The organism is Actinomadura sp. 9N407 (assembly GCF_044326315.1).
Classification (GTDB): domain Bacteria; phylum Actinomycetota; class Actinomycetes; order Streptosporangiales; family Streptosporangiaceae; genus Spirillospora.
Genome location: NZ_JBIRAW010000005.1, coordinates 312,479 through 338,551 on the forward strand (window position 1 = coordinate 312,479; position 26,073 = coordinate 338,551).

Here is a 26,073-nt window from a genome sequence, read left to right on the forward strand (position 1 = left end):
TCAGGAGTTCCACATGCCCAACGACCTCGACCCGCACGGTCACATCGCGCGGACCGTGGACGAGCTGCTGGCCACTGTGCGCCGAGCCGACCAAGCAACCATCCGCCGGTTCCTTGACGCTGCCTCGTCGAACGATCGCCTCGACACCCACAGCCTCGCCCTGCTCCGCCAGGCGCCGAACCTCAGCCTCACCTTGGCCACCGTCCTCAACACGCTCCTCGACGAGCACGCCCACGGCTCCGACAAGCCAGCAAGGCCCAGCTGCATCGAGCCGGCCGAACCAAATACGTGCGGCATCCTTCAACGCGTCGTTGATGCAGTCGGTGCGGCTCACGGCCACCAGGCGATGGACGCAGCCGAGGCCTGGCGCCGCGCCAACCTGTACCTCTCAGATCCCAATGACGGTGCGCTCCTGGTCCACATCCAAGAGTTCGAGGACGGCTTCTTCGCCACGCCAATCTGCGTCGCTCTCCCCGAACCGCCGCATGTTCCGACCATCGAGACTGCCACCGGCCTGGTCATAGACAAGGTCACCGGCACTGTCACCCGCTGGCCGCGCCTCCCTCTCGACGTCCTCGCCAAGCAGTACCGCCGCTACCAACGCGATGAGCCCATGACCTTCACCACCGACAACGCCCCCGGACACCGAGCGCGTCATTCTGGTGAATAACGACCGGACAGCCTGGTGACCGGCTCCCTCGGAAATCATGGGAGCTCAAGCCGGGAATATCCCTTGCGCAGCCATCAGGGGCCCTTCCCGAAGTCACTCCTTCGAAGGCAGAGACCAAGGCGGTCTTGATGCCACTGCTGTGCAATCTGGAACAGTCTGGCACCCTCACCCGCAACTAGACCTCTCGCTGGGAGCGTGGTGGGCGGATCCCAGATGTCTGGTTGCCCTACATCGCCCGCGCGCACAACGTCCCGCTCGCCGTCCTGGAACGCATGGCCGCCCACGCCCGCGGGAACGACCTTGGCCCCGAAGGCTGTCCCGAGGCGCGGGTGACCGGCGCCGACCCGGCGTAGGCCTTCAGTGCCCGGGCGTCGGCGAACTAGGACCGGTCGTCGCCGATCTCGGCCAGCAGCTGGGCGACGAACTCGTCGCCCAGGCCAGGGAAGCTGGTGATGATCTCGTAGTCGGGATGCCGGGCGGGGGCCTCGGCGACCACCTGGCCGAGCCGGTCGACGTTGAGGCACTCGGCGTCCAGGACGGCCAGGAGCGCGCGTGCCTGCTCGCCCATCGCGTCCTCGACCAGCGGCGGCTGATGCAGTTGCGGCCGCCGCAGGGCCAGCTGGATTCGCCGAGCCAGCTCGTCGACGCCGCGTTTGCAACCGGCCCGCCGCAATGCCGCGGCGATGCGAGAGCGCGACAGCCCGGCGGCCGCTGTCGGCGTGAACGCCAGCGCCAGCATCGCGCGGGCGTCCCGTCCTGCCAGGTTGGTGGAGTGGTCGGGCTACTGACGAAACTCCCTGACCAGCAGCTATCTAAGCTGCTCGCCATCACCAATTCCACGCTAAGAAAGATCATTCTCCACTGGCGTCGTCGCCTGGACCTTGCGTCCCCCTGCTGGATCTTCCGTTGCGGTGGCGTCAGCGCAGGTGTGGCCAGGCGGCAAGGTCGCGATCGCGCGCGTGGATACGGTCAGGGCACCGCTAACCGCAGCGGCCACCAGCAGGAGTCGTTCGCGCGCGTCAATCTGGACGGGTACGTCATCGGTGGCCTGAAGCCGCAAAGAGCAGAAGCCGTGTGAGGCGCGTGCCCGGGGCAGTGGTTGCAAGACGAGCGTGGCTGATCGGTGTGAAGGGAACCCCGGCGCCAACAGGGGCCCTTCGGGATTTCGTCGGGACCAGCAGACGAGAGTAGGGACCATCGGGCCCTGCGTCATATCATTGAGCCCATTCCAACCTGAGGCTGCAGGTCACGAGCGGGTTGCGGGTCGCCAGTCTTGATCGTTACGTAGAGAAGCTCCTGCTAGATGAGTTGTCGACCAAGATCAACCATCTGCACAGGAGCTTCTGTGTTGTTCTATCGTGCTGCGCTGGATCTGTCGCGCCCAACGTGCGACTTTGTGGCCGGTCTCATCCGGCGCCACCGCCGGCGGATCGGTTCGCGGTGGCGCTCGGTGCCTGAAGGGCGTCAGGCACTGCTGGTCCTGGTGCGTCTGCGCCGCAACGAGACCTTCGCCGCCCTGGCGTCCGCGTTCGGGATCGGGGTGGCCACCGCGCACCGCTACGTCACCGAGGTCGTGGCACTACTGGCCGAACTGGCGCCCGATCTGCGGCAGGCGCTGCGAATCGCGGCGCGCAAGGCTTTTGTGATCCTGGACGGCTCCCTGATCGCCACCGACCGGCTGTCGGGGGCGGCCGACCGGCTGTACTACTCGGGAAAGCACCGTCGGCACGGGGTGAACGTGCAGTTCCTGACCGACCCGCATGGTGAGCTGATCTGGGCGTCGGCGGCGTTGCCCGGCTCGACCCACGACCTGACCGCCGCCCGCGTCCACGGCATCATCGACGGCCTGACCAGCCGAGCGATCGCCTGCTTCGCCGACAAGGGCTACCTCGGCGCCGGCGGAGCGATCGGCACCCCATACAAGCGCAAGAAGGGGCGCAAGCTGGGCAAACGCAAGAAGCTGTTCAACCGGCACCACGCCCGGATCCGCGCCCTGGGCGAACGCGGCGCAGCAACACTCAAAAGCTGGCACATCCTACGGAAGGCCCGCTGCTCACCCAGCCGCCTGAGCAGCATCGTCCAAGCCATTCTCACCCTCCACCACCAGGCCAGGTGAGGTTGGAATCAGCTCATTGCCTCCTGGGCGGATACTGTCCGGCAAGGCGTCCGGGCCTTCATGGACGTCTGAACAATCCGGACGCACCCGACCTGCGGAAACACCAGTAATTCACGGTGGGCCGGCGCTGTGCCGCGCGCCTCGGTTGAGTGCCTGGAAGTTGTTCACTGGGCCGTCCGGCAGCAGTTGCCCTGTGGACCACGACCGGGCCGCGAGCCCGGAGGCGAACATAGGTCGGCACAGGACTGGCTGACAGCAGCCGACATACGGCAAGCGGTTGCTTCTTTTCGTCACGTTGGTGACCGACGCCTGCCTTTTCGTCACAGGGGCGGTGAACGCGGGCACGGTCCGCGCGGGCTGCGGTGACGAGGTCGGGGTGCCGGGACGGGCTTGCGGGTATGCGAGTCGCGGGCTCGATGTCGAAATAGGGACACCGGATGATGTCGTCGTCATTGCAGCCCAGCAGGTGACCCGGCAAGTCGCGCGGCGGCTTCTCCGATCCGGACGGCGGATGCGTTGCCGGAGATTGGTTTGACATGAAGTCGACTTTAAGCTGCAAGATCAGCTAAGGCGGCCTCTCGTAATGGAATCCTCTGCCGCTCTTCCGCCCCGCACCGACCGCCGGACGAGGAAGGCTCATGACGAGCACAGACACAGCGCCGGACACCTCCGGGCCGCCGGCTCCTGCCGAGATCGGGCAGCGCACGCTGCGCACGCAGGACGCCGCGCTCGCTGCCCGACTCCTGAACGAGGACCGAGATGAAACCGTCCATGAGTCTCCGCGGACGACGTCATAGGGGAACAGATGGACCTGGGCCGATAGGCAAGAATCCTATAGACCAACCAGGGGGAACTGGCTGAGTGCTCCGCCTCCCAATCTCGGCGGCCGGTCGAGTGAAAATATGCTCGCCGAGCATGGGCGGGTTTCGGGTTCGACCGGGTGGCTGTTTTTGCGAAGTGGCCAAATATTGGTCGCGCTCAGTTTTGCCCCTTATGATCACTTCATGGATTCCTTTAGTGATGCTTTCATCACATTGGTCGCCCCGCATGCAGCCTGGGCGGTCGAGCGCCTTGCCCGGTTCAACGGCTTGATCGAGGGGACTATGCTCAGCCGCAACATCGCCGAGGGCCTCATCTTTGTCGACGACCGTTCCGTGGCGGCAGGGTTCCTTGCCAGTTACGCCGAGGACCTTACCTTCAAGTGGGGGTGGTCCTTCGGTTCCCCGCCCGGCCGGCCAGAGAACCTCCACTCCGAACGCCTGCGCGAGATCGGTGTCGCGCATTCCGTGCCCGAGTTGACGGAACCGCTGCTCGACCTGGGAGGCTTCCCCGACCCGCGGCTGGCTGCGGCGCGGCTGTGCGCGCTCGCGCTCGGCCTCCTGGGCGCGGGCGGCGTGGTCAAGCACGGCACCGGAGGACGAGCGCTGAACTTTCTCATTTCCGAGGATCCCGGCCTCGGCCAGGCCTGCGGGCCCGAGGCGTCCCGTGTCGGCCGGTGGCTGAGCGAGGGCATGGCGCTGGCCACCGAGCGGGCGTCCGCCGCGGGCGTGGCGCGCGGGTACGCAGAGCGGCACGGGCTGCCCGTGCGCACCGTCCCGGACGGGGTGGAGTTCGACCTGGCCGGTGGCGAACGCGTGCTCGCCCGGTTTACCGAAGGCGATCACCTCGGCGAAGTGACGGTCACCCCATCCGGCACGAACGACGTAGGTGGAACCGTGCCACCTTCCGGGCCGATCAGCACTCTGGTGCTCGAACTCGAAGTCGATCAGCCACAGCCTGTGGAATTCCTGGCACGGGCGGCGCCCGCTCTCCTCGTGTTCCTCGCCGCGCAGTGCGCGCAGATCGAGGCGGTGCGGGAGATGGACAGGAACGCGGGTCCGCCGGAGTTCGACCTTGCCGCCGGCAGGCTCCGCTTCGGTGATCTGCTGGAACTGGACGCCCGTGTGGTCGGCACCTTCGATCCGTCCGGTACCACCTTCACGTGGGCGGACACCGAGCAGGCCGGGACGGCATGGATCCGGACCATCGCGCGCGAGCATGGTGCCGCGCATCTGGCCGAGGACGTCGTTCACTTCGGTGCCGGGCTCAGATGGGAATGGGTCGCCGCGTTCCTGCCCCGCGCCGCACTGTCACCCGAGGAGACGCGGGGTGGATGGGCGGTTCCCGCCCCGTCAGGCAGGGGGACGATGAGTGTGTCCGTCTTCGATTCCGAGGCGCCATGGGCACCCTCGCTGCCCGGCTTGTGCGACGCCATCGAGAGCGCCGCCGACATCCTTCAGCCGCTCGTCCCCCAGGCACACCGGCACGAGATCATGAAGTCCATGGTGTACGGCTACTTCGAGCGGGCCCGAATGGTCCCGATGCATATCGGTGAGCCGCACGTGTTCATTGGGCAGCGAGGCCTGCACGAGGTCCAGGTGACGATCGCCCATGACGGCACCGTCAACGGTGCCCGGACGGCGCACGTCCACGAATGGATCGGAGCCGCCACCGCGAGAGGCCTCATCTGAACCGCCCGACCATCAGTGCGGCGATGCGCCCGGGCGCTGCGGGTCTTGCGCCCGTCGCGCTATGTCAATCAGGACCCGCCACGGCGGCCACGAATGTCCCCGGAAAGTTCAAGCATCACGACATCGAGCGGCGCCACTCGCTGAGGAGTGCCCTGTGGTGCGGCATCCGCATGCGGAGGGTGCACGCGCATCACAGCGGGCAGAGGAGCTACTACCGGTGCCGCCGCCAGGAGATCGGTTCAATAGGCCTTTCCAACACACCACACGCAGCAGGATGGGCGGGTGACCCCCCAGCCAGCGCCCGCGACCTCAGGATCGAGTTCTCCGCAGCGGGTCGGTTTCCAAACCGACCCGCATCTGGAGAACATGGCGACCGCGTCCTGGTGGCGGATCGCCGGCCGGCTTCCCCGCACGCTCGCCGCGGCGGCCCGGCTGGGCTGGGCCGCCGACCGGCCCGCGATGCTGTGGCTGGCCGGCTGCCAGCTCGTCGTCGCGGTTTCTTCGGCCGCCGCGCTCGGCGCCCTGCCCGGTGTGATGAAGCACTTGTTCACCGGCGGTCAGGTCGCCGACGTCGTCCATGCTGCGGCTCCTGGACTGATCGTGGTCGCCCTCGCCACCGGAGTACGCGCCGGAGCCGACGCGTTCGCCGTCCACGCCGCAGCGCGGCTCGCACCTGCGGTGGCCACCGAAGCGGACCTGCAGATCCTGGCCGCGGCACCGCGGGTGGAACTGGACGCCTACGATCAGCCCGGATTCACCGATCGCCTTCAGGCCGCCGAGGAGGGCGCCAAGGCTACCGAGGACCTCATCGGCGACGCCCAAGCCCTGGTCTCCGCTCTCGCCCAGCTCGCCGCCGCCATCGGCGTCCTGACGGTCCTGCACCCGCTACTGCTGCCGCTGCTACTGCTGGCGGTCGTCCCCAAAGGCGCGGCGGCCATGGCCTCGGCACGCATCCAGCACCGTGCCAGCCACCAGAACATCTCCTACAACCACCTTCGCTACCTGCTTCGGTACTACTCCACCGACAAACGCACCGCCGCCGAGGTCCGCGCCACCACGATGTCGGGCCACCTGACCGCCTGGTACCGGGAAGTCACCGACCGGATCCAGGACACCCACCGCCGCGCGGCCCCCCGCGTCCTGCGCGTCACTCTGGCCGGCGCCGCGGCCGGCGGGCTGATGCTCGCGGCGACTTGGGCCGCGCTGGGCTGGCTCGCCGCCTCCGGCCGGATGGACCTGGCCATCGCCGCCACCGCGGTTATTGCCGTACGCATATCCGCCGGCGCCCTGACCTCCCTGGTGCTGGCGGCCTCGCGCCTGTTCCGCACCTCGCTGCGCCTGGACGACTGGCAGTCCTTCCTGCGCCGGGCCGAATCCCTGCGCGCGGTCCGCGGACCCGTCCAGATCCCCGCCGACAGCCCCGACCGGATCCGCGCCACCGCCGTCACCTACACCTACCCCGGCCACGACACCCCCGCCGTCGACGCCGTCGACCTCACCCTGCGACGCGGTGAACTGGTCGCGCTGATCGGCGAGAACGGCTCCGGCAAGACCACTCTGTCCCGCCTGCTCACCGGCCTCTACCTCCCGCAAAAGGGCACTGTCACCTGGGACGAGATCGACCTCGCCACAGCCGACCCCCACAGCGTGTGGTCGCGCGTCGGGCTCGTCCCGCAGGACTACACCCGCTGGCCCATGGACCTGCGCGCCAACATCCACCTCGGTCAACCCCGCACCCAGGATGACGCACTACTGATTGAGGCCGCGCAAGCCGCCGGCGCAGACAGCGTCATCGCCCAAGCCCCCTACGGCCTGGACACCCTGGTCGCCAGTTCCAACTGGGGCGGCACCGACCTTTCCGGTGGCCAATGGCAGCGCATCGCGGTCGCCCGCGCCTTCTACCGAGACGCCACCATGCTCGTGCTCGACGAACCCACCTCCGCCATGGACCCCCGCGCCGAACACAACGTGATCCGCCGCTTCAAGGCACTCGCCACCGGCAAAGCCGCCGTCTTCGTCACCCAGAACCTGGAGAACGCCCGCATCGCCGACCGCATCATCGTCCTCGACCACGGTCGCATCCTCGAACAAGGCGATTTCCATACCCTTCTCGACCACGGCGGGCTTTTCGCCGAGCTGTACAAACTCGGCCAGGATCGCTGACGTCGTAGTCGAGACGCCGCCGCGCTACTTGCCAGGCGCCACCCCCATCGCACCCAGAGGTCCGTTTCCGGGACGGTATGTCGGTGGGCTGCCCTAAGGTACGAGCCGCGACATGGTCGAGGAGGTCGCCGTAGCGCATCCAGTTCCGGTGTCTGTACGCCCGTGCGCGGATGTCCTCTGCCGCTTGGCCTACCGCCCCGCTCCCTCCAGATCCGGGTATCCCCAGTCGATGGTCACCTTCGCGGCCGCTGCGACCTTGCCTACGCAGTATCTGAAGGTGCTCTCGAATTCCGGCTTCCAGAGGGCGAAGCGGGTGATGATCAGCGGGAAGTCCGTCTCGCCCGAGACGAACCACTTCCCTTCATCGAATACGACGCCGAGGTTCACCTGATCCTTGATCGCCTCGTCACGCAGCATTTCATCGAGCTCGCGCACGATCTGCTGAGCCTGCTCCTCATCCGTCACATCGGTGACGGTGAAGTTGAAATCGATGTTGACTGACATGAGGGAAACACTAGACGTTTATCTCTGAATGGTGTGCTGATTAGTGGAGCACGCCGTTGGCTTTTTCGGTGCAGACGACAAGGCCGCGCGTCGACGGCCCGTGCTGCTCGGAAATTGTGGCGATGGCCTGTTCGGCCGCCCGGCCCATACCGGTGCTCCCGCCGCTGATGGTGAGGGGCCTGGGGGCTGGACAGGTGTAACCGCCGGATCACGGGATGGCGATCGCGGTATCGGCTTTGCGGCGGGCGCGGTAGGCGCGCTGCTGGCAGGCGTGGGAGCAGTACGTGCGGGGGCGGCCTCGGGGTGACCGGGGGATCGGACGTTCGCAGCTCGGGCATACGGGAAGCGGCTGCTTCTTTTCGTCACGCGGGTGATCGTTGCTTGCTTTTTCGTCACGGGGGCGGTGACTGCGGGCGTGGGCCGCGCGCGCGGCGGTGACGAGGTCGGGGTGGCGGGGCGGGCCCGCGGGTGTGCGGGTCGCGAGCTCGATGTCGAAGTAGGGGCACTGGGTGATGTCGTCGTCCTTGCAGTTCAGCAGGTGGTCCAGGTAGTCGCGGGCGGCGGCCGCCTGCTCGATGCGCTTCTCCAGGCGGGCGATCTCTTCGTGGATGGTGTGCCGCCATGCCTTGAGGTCGGTCCTGCCGGAGGCGACGACGGCCGCACCGTCCAGCGGCATCATGCCGACGACGCGGCACAGGTAGGCCAGGCCGATACGGCGCAGGTCCTCCTCCCGGTAGAGCCGCTGGGCGCCGTGGCGGGCCGATGGGGAGAGCACGCCCTGTCTCTCCCACCAGCGCAGGGTGGAGGGTGCCAGGTCGTACAGGGCGGCGGCTTCTCCGATCCGGACGGCGGGCGCCTCATCGGGCGAGCGGTTTGACATGAAGCCGACTTTAACTCGGAGGATCATCTAAGGCTAGCCTTGCCTAAGGGAATCCTCTGCCGCTCTTCCCCGTCCGCCGGGCTGCCCGCACCGACCGCCGGACGAGGAAGGCCCATGACGACCACAGACACAGCGCCGGACACCTCCGGGCCGCCGGCTCCTGCCGAGACCGGGCAGAGTGCGCAGGACGCCGAGAACGCCGCGCTCACCGCCCGGCTCCTGAGCACCGGCCCGCTGGCGCGCATGCTGCGCCCGGTCCGTACCCATCTGATCGTTTGCGCCGTCCTGTCGGCGGCGGGTGCGGCGGCGGGCTTCGCCCCGTACGTGGCGATCGCGGAGATTGCCCGTGCCGTGCTCGGGGCTCCCGACGTCTCGGCCGTCAGCGGCACGGTGTGGGGCTGGGTCGGGATCGGAGCGGCCGGTGCCTGCCTGCGGCTGGTCCTGGTCTTCGCGTCCTCGCATCTGGGGCACTACGCCGACGCCGAGATCCTGCACCACATCCGGGTCCGGGTGATCCGGCACTTGGGCGCCCTCCCGCTGGGCTGGTTCCGTACGGCCGGGTCCGGCGAGGTGAAGAAGGCGCTGACCGACGACCTGGAGGAGATGCACCAGCTCATCGCGCACGCGTTCGGGGAACTGGTGGGCGCGGCCACGGCGATCACGATCGGCTTCGCGTACCTGGCGTTCGTGGACTGGCGGCTGGCGCTGGTCACCGTCGCGGTCCTGGTCACGATGCTGGCCTGCTACCGGACCGCGATGCGTTCCATGACCGCCCACATGACCCGGTTGATCGCCGCCACGGGGCGGATCAGCACCGCGACCGTGGAGTACGCCGACGGGATCTCCGTGGTCAAGGCGTTCGGTACCGGCGGGCGCGCGCTGGACCGCTTCGCCGACGCCGTCCACGAGCACGCCGCGGCGATGCGCGCGTGGGTGGACGAGACCCGCTACAGCTCGGCCGCGGCCCGGCTCCTGTCCTGCGAGATGGCCGTGCTGGCCGCGCTGATGGCGGTCGGCGTGCCGCTCATCGGTACGGGCGGGCTCGCCGTGGCCGACCTGCTGCCGTTCCTCATCATCGGCATCGGACTGCCGACCTCGATCACCCCGGCGGTTCAGGGCGGCCAGGGGCTGCGGCAGGGCCGGATGGCCGCCTCCCACATCGACGCCCTGCTGGCCCGCCGGACCCTGCCCGAGCCGGAACGGCCCCGGCTTCCCCAGGGTCACCGCATCGAGTTCGACCGGGTGTCCTTCTCCTACGACGGGGCCACTGACGCGCTCACCGGCATCAGCGCCGTCTGCGAGCCGGGGACGGTCACCGCGCTGGTCGGCCCCTCGGGCGCCGGCAAGTCCACGCTCGCGAGCCTGCTGCCCCGCTTCTACGACGTGAGCGGCGGCGCCATCCGCGTCGGCGGCGCCGACCTGCGCGACATCCCGGCCGAGACGCTGCTGTCGTCGATGTCGCTGGTGTTCCAGGACGTGGCGCTGCTGCGCGACACCGTCGCCGAGAACATCAGGGTCGGCCGTCCCGGCGCCGGTGACCAGGACGTTCGCCGGGCCGCCATGGCGGCGCAGATCCACGAGGTGATCGAGCGGCTCCCGGACGGCTACGGCACCGTGCTGGGCGCCGACGGCGGGGGACTGTCCGGTGGCGAACGCCAGCGGCTGACCATCGCCCGCGCGATCCTGTCCGGCGCGCCCATCGTCGTCCTGGACGAGGCCACCGCCGCGCTCGACCCCGACAGCGAGACCGCCGTCCAGGACGCGCTGTCCACGCTGGCGGCGGGCAAGACCGTCCTGGTCATCGCCCACCGCCTGCACACCATCCGCGGCGCCGACCGGATCCTCGTCCTGGACGCGGGACGCCTCGCCGAAGCCGGCACCCATGACGACCTCATCGCCCGCGACGGGCTCTACGCCCGCCTGTGGCGCGCCCAGCGGAACGGAGAAAACGCATGATCCGCAAGCTCTACCGGCTCTGGCCGCACGCCGGGCTCATGGTCAGGCTGGGCCTGCTCACCGCTGTCCTCGCCGTCCTCCAGGGACTGCTGCTCGGAACGCTGGTGCCGATCCTGCGGGCACTGCTCCGTCCGGAACCCGACCTGGACGCCGCGGCGCCCTGGCTCCTCACCGGCGGCATCGGCCTGGTCGTCTACGGGGTGCTCACGGTGATCGCCACACCGGTGGGGTTCGCCGCCTCCATGCAGCTGAGCGCACAGCTCCGGCACCGGCTGATGCAGCATGTGACCGGCCTCCCGCTGGGCTGGTTCACCACCGAACGCAAAGCGCGGCTTGCCCGTACCGTCACCTCCGACGCCGGCTCGATCGGCACGCTGTCGGTGACGATCGGGCAGCCGGCCATCACCGCGGTGCTCGTACCCGCCACCATCATCGTCGTTACCTTCACGGTGGACTGGCGGCTGGCGCTGCTGTTCCTGGCCGTCGTCCCCGCCGCCTACTGGACCCTGCGCCGCGCCGGACAGGTCTCCGCCGCCGCCGAGAAGGAACTGAACTGGGCCGCGACCGAGATCGCCGGACGCGGCATCGAACTCGGCCAGGCCCAGCCGGTGCTGCGCGCCGCGGGCAAGGGCGGCACGGGTGGCGACCGCATGCGCGAAGCCCTCGACGAGCACCGCCGCACCTACCGCCGCGGACTGAACCGCTCCATGCTCCCCGACCTGGGCTTCACCAGCGTGGTGATGGCCGGATTCGTCGCGGTCCTGGTCCTCGGCGCACAGCTGCTGCTCTCCGGGTCCAGCACCGTCCCCGATACGGTCGCGCTGCTCGTGCTCGCCGTCCGGTTCCTGGAACCCCTCGGCGCGCTGATCGAACTCATCGGGGCGCTGCGCGCGATGGAGAACAGCATCGGCCGCGTCGACGCCCTCCTGCGCACCCCGGAACTGCCGCACAGTCCCGACCCGGTACGCCGCGTGGCCGACGCCGGCATCGAGTTCGCCGACGTGACCTTCTCGTACGGGAGCACGCCCGCCCTGTCCGGCGTGTCCTTCCACTGCCGGCCCGGAACGACCACGGCCCTGGTCGGGCCCTCCGGCTCCGGCAAGACCACCGTCACCCGGCTGGTCGCCCGCTTCTTCGACACCGGCGCCGGGCAGGTCCGCGTCGGCGGCCGCGACGTCCGCGACTACGACCATGCCGCACTGCTCAGCGAGATCGCAATCGTCTTCCAGGACGTCTACCTGTTCGACACCACCATCGAGGAGAACCTCCGGCTCGCCCACCCCGGCGCCACCCGCGCCGAACTGGAGGCCGCCGCCCGGGAGGCCCGTCTCGACAAGGTCATCGACCGGCTGCCCGACGGCTGGGACACCCGTGTCGGCGAGGGCGGCGCCCAGCTCTCGGGCGGCGAGCGGCAGCGCGTGTCCATCGCCCGCGCCTTCCTCAAGAAGGCCCGCATCGTGCTCATCGACGAAGCCGCCTCCGCGCTCGATCCGGAGAGCGAGCGGGCCGTCAGCGACGCCATCACCCGCCTCGCCCGCGACCCGGAACGCACCGTCATCGTGATCGCCCACCGGCCCGCCACCCTGGCCGCCGCCGACCACGTCGTCACCCTCGAAGCCGGCCGCGTCACCGAGACCGGGACCCCGGCCGAGCTCCGTACCAGGGCCGGGACCTTCGCCCGCCTCTACGACCAGTACGAGACCGCCCGAAGCTGGCACATCACCGCGCCCGGTCGCCGATGACGACGAAGGATCCGCCCAGAACCGGCGACCCGGCAGCGGCGGCGGCAGCACGCCGGCGAACGCTGCGGGTCGTCGGGTCGCTCTACCTGGTGGCCAACACCGGGTACACCTTCTTCTTCCTCACCCTGGGCACCATCCTGCTCGACCGGGGAGTGCCGCTCGGCGAGGTCGCGCTGATCAACGTGATGGGCGCGATCTACTTCGTCCGCTTCCTGGCCGGACCGGTCGTCGACCGCTTCGGCCTCGCCGGGCTCGGGCACTACCGCGGCTGGCTGCTGCTGACCCAGCCCGCCCTGATCGCGACCCTCGGGGGTCTGGCCGCCGTGGATCCCGTCGCGGACATGCCGGTGATGCTGGGGCTGATGGCGGTCCTGCTCACGCTCTCGGTGTTCCACGACACGGCGCTGAACGGCCTGGTGGTAGGGCTGCTGCCGGCGCGCGAGCACGGGATCGGCAACGGAGTCCAGATGGCCTCGGCCAGCGCGTCCCTGCTCATCGGCTCCAGCGGCGCTCTCCTGCTGTACGCGCACGCCGGATGGACACCGACCGTGCTCGCGCTCGCCGCCGTGTTCGTCGTCCCCCTGGCCGTCCTCGCGCGCCTCTCCGAACCCCCGCCCCGGGAGGTGAAGCGGAAGGCCGTTCCGTGGCCGGCGCTGGTGCGGTTCTTCCGGAACCCACGCATGGCCATGTGGACGTTCCTGGTGATCCCGATCTTCGCCACCAGCGAGTGGCTGGCCACCGCGCCCCAGTCCGCCATGCTGCTGTCCGCCGGATGGGCGACCGACCGGATCGCGCTGGCCGGTTCGGTGTCCATCGCGTTCCAGATCGTCGCCGCGATCACCGCCGGCGCGGCCGTCACCCGCTACGGCGCCGCACGGCCGGCCCTGGTCATGGGCCTGATGGGCGTCGCAGGGGTCGCAGGCCTCCTCCCCCTCGCCACCGGCCACGGTGCCCTGGTGCCGGCCATGGCGGCCATGATCACGGTGTCCGTCGTGTACGGGGCGAAGGTCACCTGGATCGCCGCCGTCTCCATGAGCCAGGCCCGCCCGTCCTCGGCGGCCACCGACTACACCGTGCCCATGTCGATCGAGGGCATCTTCGTGACGGCGATCAACTCGGCCGGCCTCGGCCTGGCCTCCGTCGCCGGCTTCGGCTGGACCATCGGGCTCGCGGTCGTCCTGGCCGTGGCGGGAACCGCCGTCGCCCCCCTCTGGATTCGCCAGGGCCGTCTTGACGGACCCGGCTCACCATGATCACTCTGTTGGACGATCCACCACTCGGGAGTGCCTGTGAAACACCTCGGTATCCTCGCGCACAGCACCGAAGGGGCAGCCCTGTGCTTCCGCGCCTTCTGCCAGGAGGGGTTCGCCGAACTGGGCCCCCATGACCATCCCGACGTCACGCTCGACTGCATCGCGATGGCACGCAGCATGCCCGCCTGGGACGCCGCCGACCACCAGGCCATCCGCGCCACGCTCGCCGCCAGCGTCCAGCGCCTCGCCCGCGCCGGCGCGGACTTCTTCGTCTGCCCCGACAACACCGCCCACATGGCGCTGGAACTGCCGGGCGAGGACCTCGCGCTGCCCGGCCTCCACATCGCCGACGTCGTCGCCGACCAGGCCGCCGCCGACGGCCACCGGCGCGTCGGCGTGCTCGGCACCCGGTACCTCATGGACGGCCCCGTCTACCCGCGGGCCTTCGCCGGACACGGCATCCAGGCGGAGATCCCCGGCGACGAGGACCGCCGCACCATCAACCACACCATCTTCTCCGAGCTCGTGAACGGCGTCTTCACCGAATCCGCCCGGCGCGACTTCACCGCCATCATCGAACGCCTCGCGGCACGCGGCTGCGACGCCGTCGCGCTGGTGTGCACCGAGATCCCGCTCCTGATCACCCCGGACGCCTCGCCGCTGCCCACCCTCGACTCCACCCGCCTCCTGGCCCGCGCCGCCTTCGACACCGCCACCGGCCGCCGTCCCTTCCCGACCTGGCACGGCGGACCGAAACCCTGACCTCACCCCTCGTTGGCTCGTGGCGTGTTCGCACACGTGCGTTCACAACGCCCCGGCGCTTGACCTCAAGTGGACGTCGAGGCGAGCGGAGGTGTCGACGAGCAGGCGTCCCTGCGCGACCTCCTCTTCCTTGCCGCCCTCACCGAACGGCACCGACAGGCCGAAGACCGCGTCGGCGCCCGTGCCGGCCCGCTGGAGCGCGTCAGGGTCGGCGAGGTCGCCGGTGGCCGGCCGCGCTCCCCGGGCCGACAGCTCCTTCGCGGCCGGCGACTCCGCCGAGCGTACGTAGGCCACCCAACAGGGCGGGGCGGTCGCCGACCTGCTCCTGGAGCGCGGCCACGAGGTGGGTGTACTCCTCCGTGCGAGGCGGTGACCAGTTGGTGGCCACCAACGTCGACCACGCCGATAGCAAGCAGCTCATTGAGGCGTACCTGCGCGAGCGGCAGGTGCGTGCAACGGTGCTCGGCCCGGTGTACTTCATGGAGAACGCGCTCAACGTCGGCTTCAGCCGGCTCGGCGACGGCATGCTCGCCAACCCCCTGACACCTGGCAAGCCGCTCGGCCAGGTGACCGTGCTCGACATCGCCGGCATGGCCGTGCACGCCGTCGAGAATCCCAACGAGCTCGACTCGGACCACAACGCCGCCCTCATCGCAGCCATACCGGTGGATCCGCGCCCGCCCGGACGTCAGAGCGCCTTGTCGGCCAGCTCGGTGAGATGGAGGAGCAGCTCCGACGCGGTGAGCGGGTCGAGCTCGCCGAAAGTGTGCCGCTCCTGCGCGCCGCGGCGGTACACGTCGGTCCGTTCGTCGATCCACACGCGTTCCAGGACCTGCTCGGGGGTCGCGTCGATGGCCCCGATCGCGAGGCCGGGGTCCAGGTCGATGACGGCGAACAGGCCGCCGGGCAGAGTGCGGGACACCCGGTTCTGGCTGCCGCCGCCCTCCGGCTCGCCGCGCTCCCAGCCGAGGCGTTCGAGCCGTACGACGGCACCGCTGGGCACCTTCAGTCCCGCGAACCGCTCCAGTCGCCAGGACGTCCGCTCGGCCTCGGTGAGGTTGTGCACCGGACGGGCCAGCTGCTGGAACGGCTGGAGGATCTCGTAGTCGGCGAACAGCTCCTGCCACGGGCCGAGCGTGCCGCCCAGTTTGGTCGGGTGCGCGATCCGGACCCCCGCCGACCCGGGCAGGGTGTACGCCTCGTCCGCGACGTCGGCGAGCGTGCGGTCCTCGGCGAGCCGGAACGGCGTGACCGTCCCGGCGTCCTCGGCCAGCCACACCAGCCGCCGCGCGATGTGGAACACCAGCGGATGGCCGGCGACGTGGGCACCGAACTCGGCCGCCGTCCAAAGGCGCTGGTCGGTCATTGCACGCTCCAGCCGCCCGACCTGGTCGGCGGCCACCGTCCGCACGTCCTTCCTGAGGCCGGCGAACCGCCGGTAGGCGGCCGGGGCCAGCTCCGGGTCGTCCTTGACGCCCGGCTTGGGCAGCGCCGCGCGCCGCTTGCCGGACTCGTCGGTCACGTACGGCTTGAGCTGCTCGTCGAAGCCGACCCAGAACCGGCGCGGCCCGTAGTCGAGCGTCAGGCCGCCCGCGGCGTCCAGGCCGAGGGACGGGACGAGCCGGTCGCCCAGCTGCTCGGGCGTCAGCCCCAGTTCGGCTGCGATGCCCTCCACCCTGGCCTGCGCGAGAGCCTTCAGGCCCTTGAACCGCACCTTCAGCGCGATGCCGTGCAGGTGCATCAAGGCGACCTCCGTGCCGAGGGCGGCCAGCACCTCCAGGCCCCTCTCGGCGAGTTTGTGCAAGCCTTCGCCCGGCCACTCCCGGATCATCGGGGCCAGCCGCCGGACCGTGTCGTCGTCACCGAGCACGCCCAGCTGGGTCAGTGCCCAGCCGTCCTTGGCCGGTGCGCCGTTCAGCCGCCACCAGCGGAACACCGCCCACGAGAACTGGGTGAGGGAGGCGGGATCGCACAGCCGCCCCATCTCCTCCAGTCCCGGGTACACCCGGTCGTGCTCGCACATCGCCATCATCGTCAGCAGGTGCCGGGTCGCGGACGGGGGCAGCGCCCGCCCGCGCCCGCGCAACAGGATGCGCGGCAGCCGGTCCGGTCCGGCCCACGCGCCGGGCCGCGGGATCGGTACCGGCAGCGGGTCCGGCGGGTCCTCCCAGTCGTCGCGCGGCACCTCGGGCCGCTCCCACGGCGGTGCGGTCAGCAGCTCCGGCAGATCCTCGGGCGCCGCGTCCGCGGGACGCCGCAGGGCTTCGTACCGGGTCGCCACCGCGTCGCGCGCCTCCGCCGGCAGGCCGTCCAGGAGCCCGGCCGCCCGCTCGTGGTGCGCGGGCACATGGGCGCTCAGCAGCTCTCCCGCGATCGCGGCCGCCTTCGACGTACCGGCGGACGCCGCGCCCAGCAGGCGCAGCGCCCGGGCCGGGAACCGCTCCATCGCCTCGATCAGCCCGAACGGGACGTACCGGTCCTCGATCCGGTGGAGCAGCAGGCCGAACGCCTCGTCCGACGGCAGAAGAGAGAGCGCCTTCACCTGAAGCCGGCGTACCGGGGCCTGGCTCGGCTGGTCCAGCATGTCGGCGATCAGCGGCGCGGCGGCCGCCCCGATGCCGTCCAGCACAGTGCCCAGCGCTCTGGGGGTGCTGCGTAGCGCCCACTTCGGAACCGGGCTCTGGAGTAGGTCCAGATGGTGGCCTGAGCCCAGCGCGAACAGCAGCATCCACCAGAAGAGCACGTCCTTGCCCTGAGCAGGGGGAGGCGCTGCGCAGCATTCCTCCACCCAGTCCATCCGGTCGGGGACCGCGTAGGAGACGGCGATTCGCTGCAGCGGTGTGCGCCGGTGGGCGGCGAGGCGCTCCACCGCCTCGCCGTACTCGAGGTCGCCCGCCATCGCGAGCAGAACCCGGAGCCGGTGGCCCTCCCGCTCCCCGATCGGCCCCCACAGCGGCCACCGGTCGGCCGGCCGCCGGTACCGCAGGCCCTGCCACGTCGTCCCCGTTCTGGTCGTCTCCGACGCCATGGCGAGCACGGCCATCTCGGCGAAGGCGCAGGCGGCGAAGACCGTACCGTGGTGTGCCGCCCACGCCTCCACGAAGCCGGGCAGCCCTGGCCTGCCGCGACTCTCCTGTAGCAAGGTGATCGCGACCACCGCCGCGCCGGCCGGATCGGCCGCACCGCCCAGGTACGCGTGGGCCCGGTCCTTGAGCTCGGGGTCCTGTTCGGGCCCCGCGAGCACCCGGCCGATCACGTCGCCGTTCGCGGCGGTGGCGGCCGCCAGCCCGTCGCCCGCGGCGGCGTCCGGCCCCCTCCCGCCGGACGCGGGTGCGTCGCCGCGCCGCGGATCCAGCGCGGAACGCCAGGAAGCGGGAAGGATCAGGGAACTCTCGTCGATCATGGCCGCACTCTAATGACCGGATACGCCAGAATCGCGCCGAACCGGACCAGAGCCGTCGGCTCCGGGAGTGAGGGCGGCGTCATGTCCACCGGTTCCCTCGTGCGGCATGCGCCCCGTTCGTTCCCTCGTTCGTCTGGGAGGCGAGGAGCGCGCGGTAGTCGGCGTTCGAGGCCACCAGTTCGGTGTGCGGTCCGCTGCCGGCCACCCGCCCGTCCGCCAGGAAGACGACACGGTCGGCGGCGCGGATCGTGGACAGCCGGTGGGCGATCGTGACCATCGTGTGGCGGGAGCGGGCGGCGGTCACCGCTTCCTGTACCGCTCGCTCGTTCTCGGTGTCCAGGTTGGACATCGCCTCGTCCATGACGATGACGGAGGCATTGCTGAGCAGTGCGCGGGCGATGGCGATCCGCTGGCGCTGGCCTCCCGACAGATGCGCGCCCCGCTCGCCGCACGGGGTGTCGTAGCCCTGCGGAAGCGCGGTGATGAAGTCGTGTGCGATCGCCTGGCGTGCCGCCGTCTCGACCTCGCCGTCGGTGGCGTCAGGACGAGCCAGGCGGATGTTCTCCCGTACCGAGGAGTTGAACAGGTAGACGTCCTGCGGAACGAGGGTCACCGTTTCGCGGAGGGTGTTCAGGGGCAGGTCGCGCACGTCGTGACCGCCGATCTGTACCCGTCCCGAGTCCGTGTCCCAGAACCGCAGCAGCAGGTTGGCGCATGTGGTCTTGCCCGCCCCTGAACGGCCCACGAGCGCCACCGTCTCGCCCGGCCGCACGGTGAAGGAGACATCGTCCAGTACCTGGCGACCATCGGTGTCGTACGCGAATCGCACGTCCTCGAAGGCCACGCTCGGTTCCAGGCTCGCGGGCCCGTTGCCGCCGGGGTCGGTGACCTGGGCAGGGAAGTCGATGATGGTAAGGATTCTGGACGCGGCGGCCCGCACGTCGCCGAGCGAACGGGCGGTCGCCGACACCGTGGCGATGGGGGCGAGCGAGGCGATGCCGAGGACGATCACCACGGGCAGCCAGCGCGGGTCCACGTGCCGTGCGGCCGTCAGCGGCACCAGGATCACGGCGAGGGACAGCAGCAGGTCGGTCGCCGCCTGCTCCAGTCCTGAACGGCGGGCGTAGGCGGCGCTGTGCCGGTGGGTCAGGCGGGTGCGGCGCAGGAGGCGGTTCAGGTACCAGTCGCCACGGCCGAAGACCACCAGTTCACGCAGCCCTTGAACGCCGTCGAGGGCCTCGGCGTTGAGCCTGCCCAGTTCGTCGCGCAGCGCCCGGCCCTGCCGGCTCGCCCGCCGGGCCAGGGCGAGCGGGACGGTGGCGACCAGCAGCATCAGCACCAGCGCGACGAGCGCCGTCCGCCAGTCCAGGCTCGCGATGACCGCGAGGGAGGTCAGCGACACCAGGACCGCGCCGACGTAGTCTCCGGCGGTGTGGGAGAAGAACAGTTCGGTCTTCTCCACGTCGGCCATGGCCGAGGCGGTGAGGTCGCCGGTGCGCTTGCCGAGGATCCGGCCGGGGGTGGCGCGCTCCAGCCCGTCGTAGATGCGGACCCGCAGCAGGGCCATGAGGTGGAACGACCAGTCGTGGCTGATGGTCGACTGCCACCAGGTCGACGCTCCGGTGAGGACGGCCAGCAGCGCCAGCGCCCACATGGCCGGTTCCAGCTCGCCTGCGGGGTGGCCGGTCAGTACGGACCCGATGAGCCAGGCGCCCGTGGCCGAGGTGGCGATCAGCAGGCCGGACATCAGGATGCCCGCGAGGACGATGAGAGCGAACAGGGCCGGCTTCTCCAGCATGTACGGGAGCAGCCTGCGCAGCGGGCGCGCCGGCCCCCCGGCCGGTGCCTCCAGCGCGAGCGCGTGCCCGTGGCCATGGCCGTGGCTCATCCCTTTGCTCCCGTCATCTCGTCCTGGGCGGCGATGAGCCGCGCGTAGGCGCCGTTGCCGTGACGCAGTTCCTCGTGGGTGCCCGTCTCGGCGATCTCGCCGCCGGCGAGCACGATGATCCGGTCGGCGTCGCGGATGGTGGACAGCCGGTGGGCGATCACCAGGGTGGTGCGGTCCCGGGTGAGGCTGCCGAAGGTCTCCTGCAGGGACGACTCGGTGGCGGCGTCCACGGCCGAGGTCGCCTCGTCCAGAACCAGGATGGGCGCGTCCCTGAGCAGCGCGCGGGCGATCGCGACCCGCTGGCGCTGGCCGCCGGACAGTTGCAGCCCGCGCTCGCCGGTCTCGGCGTCCAGCGGGATCTCGTCCAGGCCCGCTGCCCGGGCACTGGCACGCAGTTCCTCGGGCGTGGTGTCCGGCCGGCCGAAGGCGATGTTCTCCTCGATGGTCCCGTGGAACAGGTAGGTGTCCTGGGGAACGAGCCCGATGGTGTCGCGCAGTGCCGCCGCCGGGAGAGTGCGCAGGTCCTGGCCGCCCACTCGCACCTCGCCTTCGCCGGGGTCCATGAACCTCAGCAGGAGGGAGGCGAGCGTGCTCTTGCCCGATCCCGACTCGCCGACGATCGCCACCGTCTCGCCCGGGCGGACCGTGAAGGAGATCTGTCGTAGTGCCGGGCTGTCCCGTCCGGGGTAGGTGAAGGTCACCGAGTCGAACTCCACGCTCGGCATCAGTGTCCGGGAGGCGCCGGGAGCCGGGGGAGCGGGCTCGGGGGCGTTCATCAGTTCCTCGACGCCCTTGGCGGCGCTGACGCCGGCCATCGCGTCGTGGGCGTACTGGCTGAGCTCGTCGAGAGGGCGGAAGGTCTCGGGCACCAGGAACACCACGCAGAGCAGCGCGAACGCGTCGATCTCCGGGTATCCGGCCACGACGAGGATCGTTGCCGCCGCACCCGCGCCAAGCGTTCCGACCCGCTGCAGCCCCAGGTACATCAGGCTGTAGCGGAGCTGGTCCATGCAGACCTTGCGCAGCCTTTCGGCATGCGCGGCGACGAGGACCCGGCGGCGTGCGGAGGCGTTGAACGCCTTCAAGGTGGGCAGTCCCTGGACGGTGTCGACGAACTCGGCGTCGGTCTCACCGATGACCGCCCATACCTTGTCGCTGCTTTCGGCGAACGCGGCCCGCCAGATCGCCGTGGCGCCGATCGTCAGGACGGCTCCGGCCAGCGCGATGAGGGTGAGCCGGGGGTCGATCGTCAGCAGGAGCACGCCGATCGCCAGCATCGTGATCGCTGCTTTGAGCAGCGCGGGCAGGTAGCGGCCGAAGTAGGCCTCCAGCGCCTCGACGCCGTCCACCAGGGTGGCCCGCACCTCACCGCTGCGGTTCAGGAGCAGGTGTCCGGGCCCCAGGACGAGCAGCCGCTCGAACAGGCGGGTCCGGAGCCTCTCCGTGGTGACCGCCGCGGCCCGCTGCGTGGTCACCTCGAACCACCACAGCAGGACGGCCCGCGCCGCGATCGCCGCGGCGAGCCAGGCGAACGCCGTCGTCGCTCCGCGTCCGGCGATCGCCGCCTCTACCACCGCGGCCAGCGCGAGCACCTGCACGATCCGGGTGGCGGTGATCGTCACCCCCAGCGCCGTGACGGCGGCGATCGGGCCGCCGACCGTCCGCGCGAGTCGTAGTAGCCGCCGGTCGAGCAGCACCATCGCACGCACCTCCCTCATTAATGACTGCCGGTCATTTATGGCTGAAGGAGTATCACGCGAGCCGAGTGGTAGGCAAGGCTGTCCTAACTTCGCCGGGGCTCTACGATGGCCGGAGGTGGAGGGAGAAGCGTTGCGGCCACGGACCAAGCCCATCGAGGAACGGCGCACCGACCTGCTGGACGCCGCTGAAAAGCTGGCGCTGGAGCGGGGCGCCGACGGCATCACCGTGGATCAGGTCACGTCGGTCGCCGGCATCTCCAAGGGCACCTTCTACCTGTATTTCGACTCCAAGGATCACGTGCTTCAGGCGTTACGCGACCGCTACGTGACGGGCTTCATGGCACGCCAGGCGGAGGCGGTGGCACGCATCGGGGACCCCGTCGCGCGGGTGGAGACCTGGGTGACGGTGGGCCTGGACGACTACGTGCGCGACCACAGCCTCCACGATGTGATCTTCCAGCATCACCCCCCGGCCCCGGCCGGGCCGACCCCCGTCACCGCCCTGACCCGGCTGCTCCAGGAAGGCATCGACGCGGGCGCCTTCCAGCTCCCCGATCCCGCCGCCACGGCCACCGTGATCTATCACGCCATGCACGGCGTGGCCGACCATCTGATCCACGCTCCCGGCCCGCAGCCGGCCCTTGCCCGTGAGCTGCGTCACCTCTGCCGAGCCCTTCTCACCTGCCCACGAGGCTCGCGCTAGTAGCAGCCACTCCAAGCAACGTCGGGCGTCATGACCTGACGTTGTCCTGCCCGCCCTGTCGGCGGCTGCGATAGGCGGCGGTCTTGGCCCGGGCCGTGCAGGCGGTTCCGCAGAAGCGGCGCGAGCCGTTACGGGTCAGATCGATGTAGACCGCTTCGCACCGGCGGGCCTGGCACTGCCCGAACCGTTCAGCGCCGTAACCGTCCACGATGAGTGCGAGCGCGGTGGCGAATTCACCACCCAGCGCTTCGACCTCGGTCTCGCGCGAACCGTGGAAATGCAGATGGAACGGTTGACCGACGTCCTCGACCAGGTACGGCTGAGCACCGTACCTGCGGATCATGGCGTTGATGAGGGTGGCCTTGCCCGCGGCCGTCTCGGCCAGCAAGGCGGCACGCAGTTCCGCTGCCAGCTCCGCAAGCCGCACTCCCGCGTCCGGAGCCGAGCGCAGCGCCGCGGCGCTGCGCTCACCCAAGACGGCGGCGAAGGCCGTCACCAGTTCCTCACCCTCGAACCGCCGTGCCGGGCCGCCGCCGCGCCAACGCGGCGTGGCCAGATTGACCAGTTCGGCGATCAGCGGCGCCTGGCCCGTGACGTTACAGGCTATCTCCATTTGACCAGTAACATCCTTCCGATGTGTCATAGGCGTAATCGCTTTAGAGCGTAACGGAGATGGTCGTGATCGCGTCTTACCGTCAGTTGCTCACCCATCGAGGCGTCCCCCAGCTGATCCTGCTGAGCCTGCTCGTCAAGCTCGGCGCGCCCGTGCTCAGCCTCGCCCTGCTGCTGGCCGCGGTCGGCAGGCTCGGCTCCTACGGCGCCGCCGGGCTCGTACTCACCGGCCACGCCCTCGCTCTGGCCCTGTGCGCTCCCGTCGGCGGCCGGCTGGCCGACCGGCTGGGCGCACGCCGCACGCTGGCGAGCTATCTGGCCGCTCACGCGATCGCCTACACGTTGCTCCTGCTCGCCCTACTCACGCCGACACCCGCCACCGTCCTGATCGGGGCTGCAGCGCTGCTCGGCATAACCAACCCGCCCGCCGGAGCCGTCATCAGGGGCCTCTGGCCACACCTGGTTCCAGCCGAGTCGCTGTCCAGCGCCTACGCGGTCGACAGTGCCATCAACGAGATGATGTTCATCGCCGGGCCGGTGCTGGTGTCGGCGCTGATGCTGGCGATGCCGGCGCAGAGCGTCGTGACGGTGGCGGGTGCGTCCGTGTTGCTGGGCACGATACTGCTGATCGCTTCCGGGGCGGTGCGGGACGCACCCCCGCCCGAGCGCTCAGGGAACCGTGACTCCCGAGGCGCGCGGACGGCTCGGCTGACCGGACCTCTCACGCACCGGCCCACGCTCGTCCTGCTGTGCCTCGCTGCGTTCGGCACCTTCTCCTTCGGCTGCCTGCGCATCGCCACCGTCGCCTCCGCGACCGCCTATGGCTCGGCCTCCTCGGCCGGACTGCTGATGGGACTGCTGTCGGCCGGCGCCCTGGCTGGCGCGCTCGTCTACGGAGCACGCACATGGTCACCGACCGGCCGCCATCTGCTCATCATCCTCTGCCTGGTCGACGCCGCCGGCATGCTCGCCGGCGCTTTCGCCCCTGGCCTCGTCTCGCTCGCCGTACTGATCACCGTGACCGGGCTGCTCACCGGCCCCCGCGACACACTGCAGCCCGCCCTGCTCGCCGAGCATGCCCCTGCCTCCCACCGCACCGAGGTCTTCGCCTGGCTCACCACCTTTATGTGGGCCGGATACGGCCTGGGTACCGCGATCGCCGGGACCGTGACCGGCCCCGGCGACAACGGCACCGCGGCCTTCACCACCGCCGCAGGCGTCGCTCTCCTCGGTGCGGCCCTGGCCGCAGTCTTCTACCGCCCCGCGCCGAACCCGTCCCGTCCCGCATCCTTGCAAGCAGGCGGATCGGTATGAGCGAGCTCGTGATCCTGCCGGCCGGCCGTGCTGACAGGACTGACCAGCGGCACCAACACCGGAGTGGTCACGCGGCTGGAACGAACTGGATACCCGCGCCGCGAACCAGACCCGCATCACCAGGCGCAAGCGGATCCCGCATCCGGTCCGCGCCGCGGCTCGCGGTGCGGTGTGGTGCGGGACACCTTCCAGGGAACCGATCCCGGTCGACCATGGTCTGACACGGAACGTCTAGATGATCACTTTTAGGAATGGAGGATCGTCGTGGAGAAAGACCTCTTCGAAGCCGAGTACGAGCCGGCGGCATCGCTGGAGGAGCAGGGGCGGACTCAGGAGGCGGTGATGTACGACCAGGCCGCGCGCGGCGCTGACGGGGAACGCACCATCGCCCAGATCTGGCGCCTGACCCTGGACCACCTGGCCGCTGAGCCGCTGACCGCAGAACTGCTGCGCGTTCTGGCCTGGTGCGCGCCCGAGAACATTCCCCGCAGCCTGCTCGCCCCGCTCGCCGGGCCGGCCCGGCTTACCACTGCACTGAGCAATCTGGCCGCCTACAACATGATCACCCTGGACCCCGACAGCATCACCGTGCACCGCCTGGCCCAAGCCGTCGCCCGCACCCCCGACCCACGCACTCCCCACCAGCCCGACAACCCCGACGCCCCCGGCGACCCGCACCGCCGACCCGCCGACATTTACGCGGCCCGCGAGCTGGCCACCGACCTGCTCAACCAGGCCCTCCCTGCCACCACCGACGACCCCACCGAATGGCCCACCTGGCACACGTTGCTGCCGCACATCGACGCCCTCGCCGAACACACCGGCCCCGGCCCCGACACCGACACCACCAGCCAACTACTGAACCGCGCCGCCACCTTTCTAACGGACCAGGGCGCGGTGGCCCGCGCCATCAGCTACTTTCAACGCGCACTGACCTGTGATCAACGCCTGCACGGCCCCGACCACCCCGACACTCTGTCCTCCCGCAACAACCTCGCCTGCGCCTATGAGTCGGCCGGTGACCTGGGCCGGGCGATCCCGCTGTACGAGCAGACCCTGGCCGAGCGGGAGCGGGTGCTGGGCGGCGACCATCCCTCTACCCTGATCTCCCGCAACAACCTCGCCTGTGCCTACCGGGCGGCCGGTGACCTGGCCCGGGCGATCCCGCTGTTCGAGGCCGTTCTGACCGACCAGAAGCAGGTGCTGGGCGGCGACCACCCCGACGCCCTGACTTCCCGCAACAACCTCGCCTGTGCCTACCGGGCGGCCGGTGACCTGGCCCGGGCGATCCCGCTGTTCGAGGCCGTCCTGGCCGATCGGGAGCGGGTGCTGGGCGGCGACCACCCCTCCATCCTGTCCTCCCGCAGCAACCTCGCTGGCGCCTACGAGTCGGCCGGTGACCTGGCCCGGGCGATCCCGCTGTACGAGGCCACCCTGGCCGATCGGGAGCGGGTGCTGGGCGGCGACCACCCCTCCACTCTGACCTCCCGCAACAACCTCGCAGGCGCCTACGAGTCGGCCGGTGACCTGAGCCGGGCGATCCCGCTGTTCGAGGCCGTTCTGACCGCCCAGAAGCAGGTGCTGGGCGGCGACCACCCCGACAGCCTGACTTCCCGCAACAACCTCGCCTGTGCCTACCGGGCGGCCGGTGACCTGGCCCGGGCGATCCCACTGTTCGAGGCCGTCCTGACCGATCGGGAGCGGGTGCCGGGCGGCGACCACCCCGACACCCTGACCTCCCGCAACAACCTTGCCAGCGCCTACGAGTCGGCCGGTGACCTGGGCCGGGCGATACCGCTGTACGAGGCCACCCTGGCCGATTGCCAGCGGGTGCTGGGTGAGGAGCATTCGATCACCAAGGTGGTGCGGGCGAACTTGGAGGTTGTGCGGCGGTGAG

General features: G+C 70.3%; 21 protein-coding genes and 1 pseudogene. 14 read left to right on the forward strand and 8 right to left on the reverse strand.

Annotated elements, in window-relative coordinates; translation table 11 throughout:
- The first annotated feature begins 13 nt into the window (after positions 1 to 13).
- Entirely contained in the window at positions 14 to 670 is a 657-nt protein-coding gene (locus ACH34Q_RS10945; protein WP_395982708.1) for a hypothetical protein, read from the forward strand.
- A gap of 221 nt (positions 671 to 891) precedes the next feature.
- The gene (locus ACH34Q_RS10950) at positions 892 to 1,023 is read left to right on the forward strand and encodes a hypothetical protein (protein WP_395982709.1); all 132 of its coding nucleotides are present in this window, start codon (positions 892 to 894) and stop codon (positions 1,021 to 1,023) included.
- 26 nt (positions 1,024 to 1,049) lie between these two features.
- Here ACH34Q_RS10950 and ACH34Q_RS10955 read toward each other — a convergent pair whose 3' ends face one another.
- Positions 1,050 to 1,409 (reverse strand): hypothetical protein, encoded by a 360-nt coding sequence (locus ACH34Q_RS10955; protein WP_395982710.1) that lies wholly within the window; start codon positions 1,407 to 1,409, stop codon positions 1,050 to 1,052.
- 33 nt (positions 1,410 to 1,442) lie between these two features.
- Between ACH34Q_RS10955 and ACH34Q_RS10960 the strand changes: the two genes are divergently transcribed.
- The 4 genes from ACH34Q_RS10960 to ACH34Q_RS10975 all read left to right on the forward strand — a co-directional run bounded on the left by ACH34Q_RS10960 (position 1,443) and on the right by ACH34Q_RS10975 (position 7,459).
- Positions 1,443 to 1,748 (forward strand): hypothetical protein, encoded by a 306-nt coding sequence (locus ACH34Q_RS10960; RefSeq protein WP_395982711.1) that lies wholly within the window; start codon positions 1,443 to 1,445, stop codon positions 1,746 to 1,748.
- Between the two features lie 267 nt (positions 1,749 to 2,015).
- Positions 2,016 to 2,786 carry a transposase family protein gene (locus tag ACH34Q_RS10965; protein WP_395982712.1) on the forward strand — a complete coding sequence of 257 codons (771 nt, stop codon included), beginning with the start codon at positions 2,016 to 2,018 and terminating at the stop codon, positions 2,784 to 2,786.
- Between the two features lie 902 nt (positions 2,787 to 3,688).
- On the forward strand, positions 3,689 to 5,296 hold the full coding sequence (locus ACH34Q_RS10970) for a DUF6882 domain-containing protein (RefSeq protein WP_395982713.1): 1,608 nt from the start codon (positions 3,689 to 3,691) through the stop codon (positions 5,294 to 5,296).
- 282 nt (positions 5,297 to 5,578) lie between these two features.
- The gene (locus tag ACH34Q_RS10975) at positions 5,579 to 7,459 is read left to right on the forward strand and encodes an ATP-binding cassette domain-containing protein (RefSeq protein WP_395982714.1); all 1,881 of its coding nucleotides are present in this window, start codon (positions 5,579 to 5,581) and stop codon (positions 7,457 to 7,459) included.
- 189 nt (positions 7,460 to 7,648) lie between these two features.
- On the opposite strand, the gene ACH34Q_RS10980 is transcribed toward ACH34Q_RS10975, so the two are convergent.
- Both ACH34Q_RS10980 and ACH34Q_RS10985 read right to left on the reverse strand, forming a co-directional pair.
- Complete coding sequence (locus ACH34Q_RS10980) at positions 7,649 to 7,963, reverse strand: hypothetical protein (RefSeq protein ID WP_395982715.1); 315 nt, start codon at positions 7,961 to 7,963, stop codon at positions 7,649 to 7,651.
- Positions 7,964 to 8,171: 208 nt separating this feature from the next.
- Positions 8,172 to 8,843, reverse strand: a complete 672-nt coding sequence (locus ACH34Q_RS10985) for a MerR family transcriptional regulator (RefSeq protein WP_395982716.1) — start codon at positions 8,841 to 8,843, stop codon at positions 8,172 to 8,174.
- Between the two features lie 114 nt (positions 8,844 to 8,957).
- Here ACH34Q_RS10985 and ACH34Q_RS10990 point away from each other — a divergent pair, with 114 nt between their 5' ends.
- The 4 genes from ACH34Q_RS10990 to ACH34Q_RS11005 are packed head-to-tail and all read left to right on the forward strand — an operon-like array spanning position 8,958 to position 14,556.
- Positions 8,958 to 10,799 carry an ABC transporter ATP-binding protein gene (locus tag ACH34Q_RS10990; RefSeq protein ID WP_395982717.1) on the forward strand — a complete coding sequence of 614 codons (1,842 nt, stop codon included), beginning with the start codon at positions 8,958 to 8,960 and terminating at the stop codon, positions 10,797 to 10,799.
- A complete protein-coding gene (locus tag ACH34Q_RS10995) occupies positions 10,796 to 12,541 on the forward strand; it encodes an ABC transporter ATP-binding protein (RefSeq protein ID WP_395982718.1) in 1,746 nt (581 codons plus the stop codon). Before ACH34Q_RS10990 ends, ACH34Q_RS10995 begins: the two co-directional genes overlap by 4 nt.
- Entirely contained in the window at positions 12,538 to 13,794 is a 1,257-nt protein-coding gene (locus ACH34Q_RS11000; RefSeq protein WP_395982719.1) for an MFS transporter, read from the forward strand. Before ACH34Q_RS10995 ends, ACH34Q_RS11000 begins: the two co-directional genes overlap by 4 nt.
- Positions 13,795 to 13,830: 36 nt before the next feature.
- A complete protein-coding gene (locus ACH34Q_RS11005; protein WP_395982720.1) occupies positions 13,831 to 14,556 on the forward strand; it encodes an aspartate/glutamate racemase family protein in 726 nt (241 codons plus the stop codon).
- Positions 14,557 to 14,598: 42 nt separating this feature from the next.
- Here the strand turns inward: ACH34Q_RS11005 and ACH34Q_RS11010 are convergent, their stop codons facing one another.
- Complete coding sequence (locus tag ACH34Q_RS11010) at positions 14,599 to 14,850, reverse strand: NmrA family NAD(P)-binding protein (RefSeq protein WP_395982721.1); 252 nt, start codon at positions 14,848 to 14,850, stop codon at positions 14,599 to 14,601.
- A 53-nt stretch (positions 14,851 to 14,903) separates the two neighbouring features.
- Between ACH34Q_RS11010 and ACH34Q_RS11015 the strand changes: the two are divergent.
- Positions 14,904 to 15,173: pseudogene (locus ACH34Q_RS11015) on the forward strand (NmrA family NAD(P)-binding protein); the annotation flags it as partial.
- A 71-nt stretch (positions 15,174 to 15,244) separates the two neighbouring features.
- On the opposite strand, the gene ACH34Q_RS11020 reads toward ACH34Q_RS11015, so the two are convergent.
- The 3 genes from ACH34Q_RS11020 to ACH34Q_RS11030 form a co-directional block, all read right to left on the reverse strand.
- Positions 15,245 to 17,959: a DUF4132 domain-containing protein gene (locus tag ACH34Q_RS11020; RefSeq protein WP_395982722.1), complete on the reverse strand. Its 2,715-nt coding sequence runs from the start codon at positions 17,957 to 17,959 to the stop codon at positions 15,245 to 15,247.
- A 79-nt stretch (positions 17,960 to 18,038) separates the two neighbouring features.
- A complete protein-coding gene (cydC, locus tag ACH34Q_RS11025; protein ID WP_395982723.1) occupies positions 18,039 to 19,847 on the reverse strand; it encodes a thiol reductant ABC exporter subunit CydC in 1,809 nt (602 codons plus the stop codon).
- The gene (locus ACH34Q_RS11030) at positions 19,844 to 21,547 is read right to left on the reverse strand and encodes an ABC transporter ATP-binding protein (protein ID WP_395982724.1); all 1,704 of its coding nucleotides are present in this window, start codon (positions 21,545 to 21,547) and stop codon (positions 19,844 to 19,846) included. Before ACH34Q_RS11030 ends, cydC begins: the two co-directional genes overlap by 4 nt.
- Before the next feature lie 130 nt (positions 21,548 to 21,677).
- Between ACH34Q_RS11030 and ACH34Q_RS11035 the strand changes: the two genes are divergently transcribed.
- The gene (locus tag ACH34Q_RS11035; RefSeq protein WP_395982725.1) at positions 21,678 to 22,250 is read left to right on the forward strand and encodes a TetR/AcrR family transcriptional regulator; all 573 of its coding nucleotides are present in this window, start codon (positions 21,678 to 21,680) and stop codon (positions 22,248 to 22,250) included.
- Between the two features lie 28 nt (positions 22,251 to 22,278).
- Here ACH34Q_RS11035 and ACH34Q_RS11040 read toward each other — a convergent pair whose 3' ends face one another.
- Complete coding sequence (locus ACH34Q_RS11040; RefSeq protein WP_395982726.1) at positions 22,279 to 22,893, reverse strand: CGNR zinc finger domain-containing protein; 615 nt, start codon at positions 22,891 to 22,893, stop codon at positions 22,279 to 22,281.
- 35 nt (positions 22,894 to 22,928) lie between these two features.
- Here ACH34Q_RS11040 and ACH34Q_RS11045 point away from each other — a divergent pair, with 35 nt between their 5' ends.
- Together ACH34Q_RS11045 and ACH34Q_RS11050 are read left to right on the forward strand one after the other, a co-directional pair.
- On the forward strand, positions 22,929 to 24,176 hold the full coding sequence (locus ACH34Q_RS11045) for an MFS transporter (RefSeq protein ID WP_395982727.1): 1,248 nt from the start codon (positions 22,929 to 22,931) through the stop codon (positions 24,174 to 24,176).
- A gap of 264 nt (positions 24,177 to 24,440) precedes the next feature.
- A complete protein-coding gene (locus ACH34Q_RS11050) occupies positions 24,441 to 26,072 on the forward strand; it encodes a tetratricopeptide repeat protein (protein WP_395982728.1) in 1,632 nt (543 codons plus the stop codon).
- Position 26,073 lies beyond the last annotated feature (1 nt).

Excerpts from the sequence above, each read along its gene's own strand:
- ACH34Q_RS10945 (WP_395982708.1), top strand. The coding sequence starts at position 14 with ATGCCCAACGACCTCGACCCGCACGGTCACATCGCGCGGACCGTGGAC.
- ACH34Q_RS10955 (WP_395982710.1), bottom strand. The coding sequence starts at position 1,409 with ATGCTGGCGCTGGCGTTCACGCCGACAGCGGCCGCCGGGCTGTCGCGC.
- ACH34Q_RS10970 (WP_395982713.1), top strand. The coding sequence starts at position 3,689 with ATGCTCGCCGAGCATGGGCGGGTTTCGGGTTCGACCGGGTGGCTGTTT.
- ACH34Q_RS10980 (WP_395982715.1), bottom strand. The coding sequence starts at position 7,963 with ATGTCAGTCAACATCGATTTCAACTTCACCGTCACCGATGTGACGGAT.
- ACH34Q_RS10985 (WP_395982716.1), bottom strand. The coding sequence starts at position 8,843 with ATGTCAAACCGCTCGCCCGATGAGGCGCCCGCCGTCCGGATCGGAGAA.
- ACH34Q_RS10990 (WP_395982717.1), top strand. The coding sequence starts at position 8,958 with ATGACGACCACAGACACAGCGCCGGACACCTCCGGGCCGCCGGCTCCT.
- ACH34Q_RS10995 (WP_395982718.1), top strand. The coding sequence starts at position 10,796 with ATGATCCGCAAGCTCTACCGGCTCTGGCCGCACGCCGGGCTCATGGTC.
- ACH34Q_RS11000 (WP_395982719.1), top strand. The coding sequence starts at position 12,538 with ATGACGACGAAGGATCCGCCCAGAACCGGCGACCCGGCAGCGGCGGCG.
- ACH34Q_RS11020 (WP_395982722.1), bottom strand. The coding sequence starts at position 17,959 with ATGATCGACGAGAGTTCCCTGATCCTTCCCGCTTCCTGGCGTTCCGCG.
- cydC (WP_395982723.1), bottom strand. The coding sequence starts at position 19,847 with ATGAGCCACGGCCATGGCCACGGGCACGCGCTCGCGCTGGAGGCACCG.
- ACH34Q_RS11030 (WP_395982724.1), bottom strand. The coding sequence starts at position 21,547 with ATGGTGCTGCTCGACCGGCGGCTACTACGACTCGCGCGGACGGTCGGC.
- ACH34Q_RS11040 (WP_395982726.1), bottom strand. The coding sequence starts at position 22,893 with ATGACACATCGGAAGGATGTTACTGGTCAAATGGAGATAGCCTGTAAC.